Source organism: Pseudomonas sp. NPDC098747 (genome assembly GCF_044760045.1).
Lineage (GTDB): Bacteria > Pseudomonadota > Gammaproteobacteria > Pseudomonadales > Pseudomonadaceae > Aquipseudomonas.
This window is the reverse complement of record NZ_JBIWAL010000027.1, coordinates 64653-76923: the sequence shown is the minus strand read 5'-3', so window position 1 is coordinate 76923 and position 12271 is coordinate 64653. Positions and strand designations below refer to the sequence as shown.

Below are 12271 nucleotides of genomic sequence, written 5' to 3'. Positions count from 1 at the left end.
AGGTTTACCAGCCTGAACCTTCGCTGGCAAGGCCTTGATGGCAGAAACAGCCGCATCACGATTGGCGAAGTTGCCGTAAGTGATCACGTAGAGCGGCTTGCCGTTGAGGACTTTCTTGAAATAACGGTACTCGCCGCCCTGCTCCTTGACGAAGCTTTGCGCGGCCGTCTCGGAGCTGGTGCCGAGGATCTGCACCACATAGTTGCTCGTCGGTTGCCCGGCGTACCAGCTGCCACCAGCGGCTTTAGCGACGGTAACCGGCTTCTCGGCTGGTTTGGCGGCAGCAACTGGTTTGGCTGGCGCTGGAGCGGGTTTGACCACTGGCGCTACCGGAGCAGGCTTGGCGGTGGCGATTTGCGTCGGTGCAGGCGTCGGCTTGGCGGCTGGCACTGGTACCGGTGTTGGAGCAGGGCCGGCCGGAACGCCCGCAGGTGGCGCCGAAGTGGTCACGGTTGGCGGCGTGTCGCTCGAGCCTTCCAGTGGCACGCCATCGTCGCCTTCGGTGATACCGCCGGCCGCTTCAGCCAGCGGGCCGCGCATGACCGGTTGCGAGTTGCCGACCAGCGGCAACGGCATCGGCTGAGTATTACCGGCGAATTCGACGTTCGGTGCGCCGCCATTGGCTGCGCCCTGACCCAATGGCAGTTGTGCCTGTTCGTTGGCGGGTGCGCCGGTGGTTGGCGCCTTGTTGCGACCCGGCATCAGCCAGGCGGCGGCGACCGCGACCACAACGACGGCGGAAATCGCCAATACGTGTTTCTTCGGCATGTTGAACCCCATACTTGGACGCTTGACCGCAGAGCGGCTGGCAATCATGACTTCGATCAGTGCATCGCGAGCGACCTGGTTAATGTTGCCAGGCCAACCCTCGGAGCTTTCGTGAATATCAGAGATCTGATCCGCGGTGAAAAGTTCGACACCCCGGCCTGCACCCTCGAGCCGTTGGTCGAGATACTCGCGCGTCTCTTCTTCGGTGTAAGGCTGCAATTCGATGACGTGGAAACGCTCTTCCTCAAGGTGCAAAGCCTCAAGCTGAGCGATCAGCGACGATTCACCGAACAGGAAAACATGCGGGCGACCTTCCGGTGCACCGGCACCCAGCGCCATCAGCGCTTCGAGGGCGGATTCGTCGAGCTGCTCGGCGTCGTCCACCAGTAGATAGACTTCCTGACCAGTCAGCGCCAACTGCACCACCTGATCCAGAATCACGCCAACTTCGGCCTGAGCCACGTTCAGCGCCTGAGCCACCTGGCGCAATACACCAGCTGCATCGCCTGCACCGCGCGCAGAAACAACCACGCTCTGCACCGATTGCTTGTTAGTACTGGCAACCAGCGCCTGACGCAGCAAAGTCTTGCCGCTGCCCTGCGGGCCAGTGACCACCAGCAGCAACTGGCTGTAACGCGCCAAGTGATGCAACTGACCCAGCACCGGTTTGCGCTGGGCCGGGAAGAACTTGAAGCCCGGAACCCGAGGAGCGAAGGGGTCGTGGCTTAATTGGAAATGGCCGAGGAACGCCTCGTCGGCATGCAAACTAGTCATCGGAATCTTATTAACCTTTAAGCTGTGCCAGGGCGCGGTAATCCGCTCCCAGCGTGGCCTGTAGAACCTCTTTCGGATAATCGTCGGTCACTACCGCTTCGCCCATCCGGCGCAGCAGCACCAAGCGCAGACGACCGTCGATCACTTTTTTGTCGATTGCCATGTGTTCAAGAAAATCGGCTTCGCTCATCTCGGTAGGCGGGATGACCGGCAAACCGGCGCGCTGGAACAGACGAATACCGCGATCGCGTTCCTGCTCGCTGATCCAGCCCAGACGCGCGGACATCTCCAGCGCCATCACGGTGCCAGCCGCCACCGCCTCACCATGCAACCAGACACCATAGCCCATGTGGGTCTCGATGGCGTGACCGAACGTGTGGCCGAGGTTGAGCGTGGCGCGTACGCCGGTTTCCTTCTCATCGGCGCCGACCACCGCAGCCTTGGCTGCGCAGGAGCGCTCGATGGCGTAAGTCAGGGCTGTTTGATCCAGCGCTCGCAGGGCGTCGACGTTGTCTTCGAGCCAGCCGAGGAACGGCTCGTCGCAGATCAGACCGTATTTGATGACCTCGGCCAGACCCGCCGACAGCTCGCGCGGTGGCAGGGTTTTCAGGGACGCCGTATCGATCAGCACCACGTTCGGCTGATAGAACGCGCCGACCATGTTCTTGCCCAGCGGATGGTTGATCCCGGTCTTGCCGCCCACCGACGAATCGACCTGAGACAGCAACGTGGTGGGGATCTGGATGAAGTCGACGCCGCGTTGATAGCAAGCAGCGGCGAAACCGGCCATGTCGCCGATCACACCGCCGCCGAGGGCGATCACAGTGGTGCGGCGGTCATGACGGGCGGTCAGCAAGCCGTCGAAAATCAGCTGCAGGGTTTCCCAGTTCTTGAAGGCTTCGCCGTCCGGCAACACCACGGAAATAACCGAGAACTGCGCCAGGCTGCGTGTCAGACGTTGGAGATAGAGCGGCGCAACGGTCTCATTGGAGATGATTGCCACCTGACGACCGTGGATATGCGGAGCCAGCAACTCGGGCTGATCCAACAAACCCTCGCCAATATGAATCGGGTAGCTGCGCTCGCCTAGATCGACCTTGAGTGTCTGCATGTGTCCCCACAGTGAAGATGGAAGCAGGCGTCCTGCCCTGAATAATTGGTTATCTGCGGCCTGTAGCGGGTATGACGCCGCCGGCACGCCATCCGCCACACCCTCGGAGGGCTGTGACAGGACGCCGAGGATAGCGCATTTCGGGCGATGCTTTAACGGGGAGGAAGCTGCGCCAGACGGTCGAGAATGTCGAGCACTACCATGCGCGGCGGCCGTTCGTCGGTTTCCACCACCAGATCGGCGATTTCCCGATAGAGCGGATCACGGATCGCGAGCAGGTCACGCAGGGTTTTCGCCGGATCGGCGGTGCGCAGCAACGGCCGATTACGATCGCGGGAAGTGCGGCCGACTTGCTGTTCGACGGAGGCGTGCAGATACACCACGCGACCGCCCGCATGCAGGGCCTTGCGATTGGCGTCGCGCATGACCGCGCCCCCGCCGGTCGCCAACACCACGCCATCGAACTCGCAAAGCTCGGCGATCATCGCCTGCTCACGGTCACGAAAGCCCGGCTCGCCTTCCTTATCGAAGATCCACGGGATATTGGCGCCCGTGCGCAATTCAATTTCCTTGTCGGAATCTTTGAACGGCAGGCGCAGCTCTTTGGCCAGTAATCGGCCGATGGTGCTTTTGCCAGCACCCATCGGACCTACAAGAATCAAATTTCGCACAGAATCAACGACTCACAGCAATCGCCTGGTTATTCATGATACGCGGAGTGAGAAATACCAGCAGCACGGATTTTTTCTCCGAAACCACATCACGCCGGAAAAGGCGGCCAAGATACGGCACATCGCCAAGAAATGGCACCTTATCTACGACCTTGCTTTGAGTATTTGAGAAAACACCCCCAATCACGATGGTTTCGCCGTCATTGACCAGCACCTTGGCGTTGACCTCGTTCTTTTTGATCGGTGGCACATCCTGCACTTTGTTCAGGTAGTCCGGCTCGTCCTTGGTGACCTTGACCTCCATGATGATGCGGTTATCCGGGGTGATCTGTGGCGTCACTTCCAGCGACAGCGAGGCCTCCTTGAACGACACCGACGTGGCGCCGCTCGAGCTGGCTTCCTGGTAGGGGATCTCGGTGCCTTTGAGGATCTTCGCGGTCTCCTTGTCGGAGGTGACCACTTTGGGCTGCGAAACGATTTCACCGTTACCAGTCTTCTCCATGGCCGTCAGCTCAAGATCGAGCAAAACGTTGTCGGTAATGAACGCGATACCGATCCCGGAAGTGTTGCCGACGGTGCCCATGTCGACGAACGGCGAGTTGGTACTGGTGCTGCCCGGCGTGCCGATAGTGGTCGATGAGCCGTTGACCCCGGAGGCATTCCAGTTGCCCTTGTTCTGGATCGAACCGCCCCAGCGCACACCCAGGCTCTTGTCGTAATCGACGTTGGCCTCGACGATTCGCGCTTCGATCATTACCTGACGCACCGGTATATCCAGTTGCGCCACTATCCGCCGCAGTTCGTCGAGACGATCCTGGGTCTGATAGGCAATGATGTTGTTGGTCCGATCGTCGACGGTGATCGATCCGCGCTCGTCGATCTTGGCCTCGGCGCTGGTCACCGACTGGAACAGCTTGGCGATGTCGGCAGCCTTGGCGTAGTTCACCTGCAACAGCTCACGACGCAACGGCGCCAGTTCGGCGATCTGTTTCTGCGACTCCAGCTCCTGACGTTCGCGCGCGGCGATTTCATCGGCTGGAGCGACCAGCAACACATTGCCGATCTTGCGTTTATCCAGGCCTTTGGTTTTCAGCACCAGATCCAGCGCCTGATCCCACGGCACGTTTTGCAGACGCAGGGTGATGCCGCCCTGCACTGTGTCGCTCGCCACCAGATTGAGGTTGGTGAAGTCGGCGATCAGTTGCAGCACCGAGCGCACGTCAATGTCCTGGAAGTTCAGCGAGAGCTTTTCACCGACGTAGGCTTGCCGATCTGCGTTGCGTTTTTGCAGGTCGTCGACGGTCATCGGGCGGATGCTGACGGTCAGTTTGTTGTCGGTCTGGAACGTGGAATAGTCAAAAGTGCCGCTGGGCTCGACGGTAATGACTGTGCGATCACCGGTCACGCCGGCATTGACGAATTGCACCGGGGTGGCGAAATCCTTGACGTCGAGGCGCACCCGCAGCTTTTCCGGCAATTGCGTACGGGCGAAGCTGAGGATGATCTTGCCGTCATGTTCCTGTATATCCGGGGCGATGGTCGGGTCGGACAGGTCGATGACGACATTGCCCTCGCCCGCTGTGCCACGCTGAAAATCCACGCCGCGAATAGCGCGGGATTTTGGCACGAACGCCTTGGCGGGCGCCGCAGCAGTAGTCGCCGCGCGCGGTGCCGCGACTGCCGGTCGCGACGCCTTGGCCGGCGCACCTTGACCGACCACCACGAACAGATTGTTGCCCTCAACCCGCGTGTCGTAAGGCGCCAATTGCGTGAGACTGACGATCAGCCGCGTACGGTCCTTGGCTTCAACCACTGTGGCCGTACGCGCATTGCCACTGCCCAGATCGAGATTTTTGCTCGCCAGTTGGCTGGCGACACCGGGTAAATCCAGCGCTATTCGCGCCGGCGATTCGGTGGTGTAACCCTTGGGCTGCGGTGGCGGGCCGTCGAACGACAGCTTCAGTTCGACGCGATCACCCGGCAACGCCGCTACGCTCAGCGTCTTCAAATTGGCCGCCTGTACCATCGGTGACACCAGCGCTATCCATAGCGAAAAACCGAGGGTGGAGAAAATCCTGTTCATTATTCGACTTCCACTATGAGTGCTCTTTCAAAGGAATGGTACGCGGGCGTTCCAGCCAGGCACCTTCGCCGTCGGGCACAATTTCGACCACATCGACCTGGGTGGCATTGATGGCCACGATTCGCCCATCATTGCGTCCCAGGTAATCGCCGACCTTTAGCCGATGCACCCCGCCGGCCCCACGCAACAGCGCGAAGGAGCCGGAAGCGTTGGCAATCGTGCCGACCATCTCGAACTGCTCGATGTTGAAACCTTCGAGGTATTGCTTGACCCGACCGGGGTCGGGTTTGACGTTGCGCGAGCCATGCTTCTGCCCTACCAGATCGACACGCACCTGCCGCGAGAACGGACTGCGCAGATTGGCGGCGCTGTAACTGAATGTTGGGTAAGACCGGAATGTCGGGGTTGGTTCAATCTTGCCTGCCGGACGCAAGCGCACTTCATTCATATAGGCATCGAGGTCGCTGAAGTCATTGCTGGCACCACAACCGCTCAATGCCAGCAGTGCCATCAACCGGGCGGAATAACGAACAAGGGTCATTTTTGCAGCCCCTTGTCGTTATAGCGGTAGGTCTTGGCGAGGATGCTCATGCGCAACTTCGACCCACCTTCTTTGTTGGCCGGGGCCAGTTCGAAGTCATGCAGGGTAACGATGCGCGGCAAACCGGCTACGCCGCTGACGAACGTGGCGAGGTCGTGATAAGCGCCAGTGACAGTAATCTGAATCGGTAACTCGATATAAAACTGCTGGGTGACCTCTGGTAGCAGCTTGATTTCCTCGAACTCCAGACCACTGCCCAAACCTGTACGCGTAATGTCTTCCAGCAAGCCCGGCACTTCGGTGTCACTGGGCAACTGGCGTAGCAGCACGCCGAAGGAATTCTCCATCTCCTTCATCTGCTGGGTGTACAGGTCAAGATTGGCGGAAATGCGCGCTTTGCTGGCGAACTGCTCCTTGAGCGTGGCCTCTTCTTCGCGTTTGAGCTCCAGCTGGTTTTGCATGTCGCTGATGAAAAAGTTATAGCCAAACGCCAACACCAGCACCATCAACAGCGCCCCGGCGATGGCCTTGACCGCGCCCGGCCAGGAACCGATGTTACTGGTGTCCAGATCGTTGAAGTCGATGTTGCGCAGACTCTCCAGCCATTCGGACGACTTCATTGCTCGCCCTCCACAATCTTCGGCTGGGTCTGACGAACAGTCAGTTGAAAGACGTTCGCCTGCTCCACCTGGTCGGCACTGGTCGCTTTGACTTCAGTGAGGCTTGCCGCGTCGAACCAGTCCGATGCGTCCAGATTGCGCATCAGCTCGGAGACGCGGTTGTTCGACTCCGCCGCCCCCGTGATCGACAAGGTTTTACCGGCCATTTTCACATCAGTGAAATACACGCCGTCGGGCAGTGTTCGCGCCAGTTGATCGAAGATACGTCCGCTGACCTGCCGGTTGCCCTGCAAGTCCTGGATGATGCGCATGCGCTCGACCAGTTGCTGACGATGGGCCTTGAGTTCGCTGATCTGCTTGATCCGTTCGTCGACCACGGCAATCTGCTTGGCGATGTAGTCGTTGCGCGCGACTTGCTGCGCGATGGCGGCGCTGATGATCTGATCGGCAATGAACACTGCGCCGATCGAACCGACCACCACGCCGATCAGTGCCAGCAGGAAGCGTTTGCGCCGCGCTTCGCGGCGCTCCTCACGCCAGGGTAAAAGGTTGATTCGCGCCATCAGTCGAAACTCCTGAGCGCGAGCCCGCAGGCGATCATCAAGGCTGGCGCGTCACTGGCCAGCGCTCCAGCGTTGACCTTGCTGCTCAGGGCCATATTGGAAAACGGATTGGCCACTTGGGTCGGGGTATCCAGGCGCTGTTCGATCAGCCGATCCAGCCCCGGCACCGACGCCGTGCCGCCTGCCAAGAGAATGTGGTCGACCGCGTTGTACTGGCCGGAAGCAAAGAAGAACTGCAACGAACGCGACACTTGCTGCACCAGCGCCTCGCGAAACGGCTGCAACACCTCGCTGACGTAGTCATCGGGCAGACCGCCCTGCTTTTTCGCCAGCCCTGCCTGCTCGAGGGTCAGACCATAACGACGCTGAATCTCCTCGGTCAGTTGCCGGCCACCGAACAGCTGTTCACGGGTGTAAATGATCTTGCCGTTGTGCAGGACGCTGAGGGTGGTCATGGTGGCGCCGATGTCGACCACCGCAACGGTCAGGCGCTCTTGAGAAGCCGCCAACTGCGTCGCGAGCAAACCGAACGAACGCTCCAGCGCATACGCTTCGACGTCCACCACGCGCGCGGTCAGTCCGGCCAGGGCCAGGGCCGCTTCACGGACTTCGACGTTTTCCTTGCGACACGCGGCCAGTAGCACGTTGACCCGCTCGGGGTTGCGCGGCGACACGCCCTGAACCTCGAAGTCGATGGCGACTTCGTCCAGCGGATAGGGAATGTATTGGTCGGCTTCGATCTTGAGCTGGTTTTCCAGCTCGTCGTCGGAAAGCCCGGCGTCCATCTCGATGATCTTGGTGATCACCGCTGAACCGGCCACCGCAACAGCCACGCTTCTCAGCCCGGTGCGCGCCTTGGCCAGCACCCGGGTCAGGGCCTGACCGACGCCTTCGAGCTCGGCGATGTTTTTTTCGACCACAGCGTTGGGCGGCAACGGCTCCACCGCATATGCCTCGACCCGATAGCGATCACCTTGACGGCTTAGTTCCAGCAGCTTCACTGAGGTGGAGCTGATGTCGATCCCCAGTAACGCATTGGTCTTTTTATTGAAGAGTCCCAGCACTACCAATTCCCTATGACTTTCCGTGAGTTACGGACTCTGTAATACACATTGCGTTCCTTCACCCCGTCTTGACAGAAGCGCAAATGACGCCCCCAGCAGAAAAGTGCTTATAATGCCCAGCGATTTTTTCCGCTTTTTACTGCCTGCGCGGACCGTTCTGTGTGTAGCCGGAACCCCGTCGCCAAATTCATTCTTTGCCCTGGATGTCCAAAAGCCTTGATTCGTTTGCTGAAATTTTTCGGTTGGTCCATCGTCGCCGTTTTCTGCGGACTGCTTTTAGCTCTCAGCGGCGCGTATCTTTACCTTAGTCCGGGTTTGCCGTCCGTGGAGGCTCTGAGAAGCATTCAGTTGCAGATTCCCCTGCGGGTCTACAGCAGCGACGACAAGTTGATCGCAGAGTTTGGCGAAATGCGCCGTACTCCGATCCGTTTCGCCGACATTCCACCCAATTTCATTAATGCGTTACTAAGTGCTGAAGACGACAATTTCGCCAACCACTATGGCGTCGATCCGAGCAGCTTGATGCGTGCCGCGACCCAACTGGTCAAGAGCGGGCACATTCAGTCCGGCGGCAGCACCATTACCATGCAGGTGGCGAAGAACTTCTTCCTGAGCAGCGAACGCAGCTTCTCGCGCAAAACCACCGAGATTCTTCTGGCCTTGCAGATCGAACGGCAGCTGACCAAGGACGAGATCCTTGAGCTGTACGTGAACAAAATCTATCTGGGCAACCGCGCCTACGGCATCGAGGCGGCGGCGCAGGTGTATTACGGCAAGTCGATCCGCGACGTCAGCCTGGCGCAGATGGCGATGATCGCCGGCCTGCCGAAAGCCCCTTCACGCTTCAATCCGCTGGCCAATCCGGCGCGCAGTAAAGAGCGTCGCGACTGGATCCTCGGGCGCATGTACAAACTCGGCAAGATCACTGAGCCTGAGTACACCACCGCGATCAACGAGCCGCTGAACGCCAGCTATCACGTGCCGACCCCGGAAGTGAACGCACCGTACATCGCCGAAATGGCCCGTGCAGAGATGGTCGGCCGCTATGGCAGTGACGCCTATACCGAGGGTTTTCGCGTTACTACCACGGTGCCGAGCAACCTGCAGGAAATGGCCAACACCGCGCTGCATGAAGGCTTGATGACCTACGATCAGCGTCACGGCTACCGTGGCCCCGAGTCGCGCCTGCCGGGCAAGACTCGCGAGGCCTGGGCCACCGAGCTGACCAAACAGCGCACCGTGAGCAGCCTTGAGCCGGCCATCGTCATGCAGGTCGACAAGAATGGCCTGCAAGTGCTGACCCGCACTGGCGAAGACCATGTCGCGTGGGACACCATGAAATGGGCGCGGCCGTTCCTTAATACCAACAGCATGGGCGCCAACCCGCGCCAGCCGTCGGATGTCGCGCAGATCGGTGATCTGGTTCGCGTGCAGCGCCAGCAAGACAATTCGTTGAAATTCAGTCAGATTCCCCAGGCGCAAGGCGCGCTGGTGTCGCTGGATCCGCAGAACGGCGCGATCCGCTCGCTGGTCGGTGGTTTTGCGTTCGAGCAGAGCAATTACAACCGCGCCATGCAGGCCAAGCGTCAGCCCGGTTCGAGCTTCAAGCCGTTCGTCTACAGCGCTGCGCTGGACAACGGCTATACCGCCGCCACGCTGGTCAACGACGCACCAATCGTGTTCGTCGACGAGTACCTGGACAAGGTCTGGCGTCCGAAGAACGACACCAATACCTTCCTCGGCCCGATCCGCCTGCGTGAAGCGCTGTACAAGTCGCGCAACCTTGTTTCGATCCGCCTGCTGCAAGCAATGGGCGTTGGCAAGACCATCGACTACATCACCCGCTTCGGCTTCAACAAGCAGGATCTGCCGCCGAATCTGTCGCTGGCGCTGGGCACCGCGACTCTAACGCCGATGGAGATCGCCACCGGTTGGGCCACGTTCGCCAACGGCGGCTACAAGATCACTCCGTTCATCATCGACAAGATCGAAAGCCGCAATGGCGACACGCTGTTCGTCGCCAATCCGCCAACCGTTCCGCAGGGTGGTTCGGCCACTGATGGCCTCGCTGCACCCGCCACTGAATCGTTTACCGTCAACACCGCGCCGGTTCCGGGTGAAGTCCCGGCTAGCGCTGCTACGCCGCAAACGCCGGCAGTTGCTGAGCGGATCGTCGACGGGCGCACCATATACATCCTCAACAGCATGCTGCAAGACGTCATCAAGCGCGGCACGGGGCGTCGTGCGCTAGCCTTGGGCCGCAGCGACATCGCCGGTAAAACCGGTACGACCAACGAGTCGAAAGATGCGTGGTTCTCCGGGTACAACGCCGATTACGTGACCACGGTCTGGACCGGTTTCGACCAGCCGGAAAGCCTCGGTCGCCGCGAGTTCGGCGGCACGGTTTCACTGCCGATCTGGATGAACTATATGGCGGCCGCCCTCAAGGACAAGCCGATGCACGTCCAGCCCGAGCCGGAAGGCATGCTGAGCCTGCGGGTGGATCCGGCCAGTGGTCGAGCTGCAACGCCGAGCACGCCGGGCGCCTACTTCGAGCTGTTCAAGGCTGAGGACACGCCGCCATCGGTGAATGAGCTGGGGAATGGCTCCGTGCCGGGCAGCCCGCTGCCGGCGGATGAACAGGCGCCGATTGATTTGTTCTGATTTAGCGGCCTGATGAAAAGCCCCGCCTTTGTGAGAAGAGCGGGGCTTTTTATTGACTGATGGTTGGAGTTAGCGGCGTTACGAAAATCCAGCCCCTCACCCCAGCCCTCTCCCGGAGGTAGAGGGAGCAGACCGAGGTGTCTGGCGTCATGCATCGACCTGAACGACCGAGTCGATTATGGATTCACAGCAAGACTTTCACGTCGGCGTCATTCATCAATATCCCCCATTCGGCCCCCTCTCCCTCTGGGAGAGGGTTAGGGTGAGGGCTGCTCCAGATATGGAACACAAAACCCCCAGCCACAAAAAAGCCCCGACTCTCACGAGCCGGGGCTTTCAGGTTGAAGCACTACAACGACTTAGCCGTTGAACACATCATCCACGCTTTTCAGCGGGTAGTTCTTCGGATACGGCAGGGTCGCCACACCAGTCTCAATTGCAGCTTTGGCCACAGCGTCGGAGATCAGGGTGATCAGGCGCTTGTCCATTGGCTTGGGAATGATGTACTCACGGCCGAATTCCAGCGGGGCACCACCGTAGGCATCGCACACGTCCTGAGGCACTGGCAGTTTGGCCAGTTCGCGCAGGGCGTTGGCTGCAGCCACTTTCATTTCTTCGTTGATGCGCTTGGCGCGAACGTCCAGGGCACCACGGAAGATGAACGGGAAGCCCAGAACGTTGTTGACCTGGTTCGGGTAGTCCGAACGACCGGTCGCCATGATCACGTCGTTACGGGTGGCATGCGCCAATTCCGGGGAGATTTCCGGATCCGGGTTCGAGCACGCGAACACGATCGGGTTTGCCGCCATCGACAGCAGGCCTTCCGCGCTCAGCAGGTTCGGGCCGGACAGACCGACGAACACGTCTGCGCCTTGCAGAGCGTCAGCCAAGGTGCGTTTTTCAGTAGCGTGGGCGAACACCGCTTTGTACTGGTTCAGGTCGTCACGGCCGGAGTGGATCACGCCGGTACGGTCAACCATGAAGATGTTTTCGATGCTTGCGCCCATGCTCACCAGCAATTTCATGCAGGAGATGGCGGCTGCACCAGCGCCCAGGCAGACGATTTTCGCGTCAGCGAGGGTTTTGCCGGCGATTTCCAGGGCGTTGATCATGCCCGCAGCGGTCACGATCGCGGTGCCGTGCTGGTCATCGTGGAATACCGGAATGTCGCACTGCTCGATCAGAGCACGTTCGATCTCAAAGCACTCAGGCGCTTTGATGTCTTCCAGGTTGATACCACCGAAGGTGATGGAGATACGCTTGACGGTGTCGATGAAGGCTTGCGGGCTTTCGGAGTCGACTTCGATGTCGAAAACGTCGATGCCGGCGAAGCGCTTGAACAGCACGCCTTTACCTTCCATGACTGGCTTGGAAGCCAGTGGGCCGAGGTTACCCAGGCCGAGAATCGCGTT

The 12271-nt window shown here is 59.9% G+C and carries 10 protein-coding genes; 1 reads left to right on the top strand and 9 read right to left on the bottom strand.

All coding sequences use genetic code 11. From position 1 onward, the window contains the following. The 8 genes from ACIQVE_RS17560 to ACIQVE_RS17525 all read right to left on the bottom strand — a co-directional run. The coding region (locus tag ACIQVE_RS17560) for an AAA family ATPase (protein WP_402810492.1) at window positions 1–1542 on the bottom strand (1542 nt) is incomplete at its 3' end. A 10-nt stretch (window positions 1543–1552) separates the two neighbouring features. Then, window positions 1553–2653: a 3-dehydroquinate synthase gene (gene aroB / locus ACIQVE_RS17555; protein ID WP_402810491.1), complete on the bottom strand. Its 1101-nt coding sequence runs from the start codon at window positions 2651–2653 to the stop codon at window positions 1553–1555. A gap of 152 nt (window positions 2654–2805) precedes the next feature. Beyond that, on the bottom strand, window positions 2806–3324 hold the full coding sequence (gene aroK, locus ACIQVE_RS17550; RefSeq protein WP_402810490.1) for a shikimate kinase AroK: 519 nt from the start codon (window positions 3322–3324) through the stop codon (window positions 2806–2808). A 4-nt stretch (window positions 3325–3328) separates the two neighbouring features. After that, window positions 3329–5407, bottom strand: a complete 2079-nt coding sequence (gene pilQ / locus ACIQVE_RS17545; protein ID WP_402810488.1) for a type IV pilus secretin PilQ — start codon at window positions 5405–5407, stop codon at window positions 3329–3331. A 13-nt stretch (window positions 5408–5420) separates the two neighbouring features. After that, window positions 5421–5948 carry a pilus assembly protein PilP gene (locus ACIQVE_RS17540; RefSeq protein ID WP_402810486.1) on the bottom strand — a complete coding sequence of 176 codons (528 nt, stop codon included), beginning with the start codon at window positions 5946–5948 and terminating at the stop codon, window positions 5421–5423. Then, complete coding sequence (gene pilO, locus ACIQVE_RS17535) at window positions 5945–6568, bottom strand: type 4a pilus biogenesis protein PilO (protein WP_402810484.1); 624 nt, start codon at window positions 6566–6568, stop codon at window positions 5945–5947. The genes ACIQVE_RS17540 and pilO overlap by 4 nt, the downstream gene beginning before the upstream one ends. Beyond that, window positions 6565–7131: a PilN domain-containing protein gene (locus ACIQVE_RS17530; RefSeq protein ID WP_402810483.1), complete on the bottom strand. Its 567-nt coding sequence runs from the start codon at window positions 7129–7131 to the stop codon at window positions 6565–6567. The genes pilO and ACIQVE_RS17530 overlap by 4 nt, the downstream gene beginning before the upstream one ends. Beyond that, window positions 7131–8195, bottom strand: coding sequence for a pilus assembly protein PilM (locus ACIQVE_RS17525; RefSeq protein ID WP_402810481.1), 1065 nt, complete (start codon window positions 8193–8195; stop codon window positions 7131–7133). Before ACIQVE_RS17525 ends, ACIQVE_RS17530 begins: the two co-directional genes overlap by 1 nt. A 219-nt stretch (window positions 8196–8414) precedes the next feature. Here ACIQVE_RS17525 and ACIQVE_RS17520 point away from each other — a divergent pair, with 219 nt between their 5' ends. Next, a complete protein-coding gene (locus ACIQVE_RS17520; RefSeq protein WP_402810498.1) occupies window positions 8415–10859 on the top strand; it encodes a penicillin-binding protein 1A in 2445 nt (814 codons plus the stop codon). A gap of 359 nt (window positions 10860–11218) precedes the next feature. Here the strand turns inward: ACIQVE_RS17520 and ACIQVE_RS17515 are convergent. Next, window positions 11219–12271: malic enzyme-like NAD(P)-binding protein (locus ACIQVE_RS17515; RefSeq protein ID WP_402810480.1), on the bottom strand; the 1053-nt coding region annotated here is incomplete at its 5' end.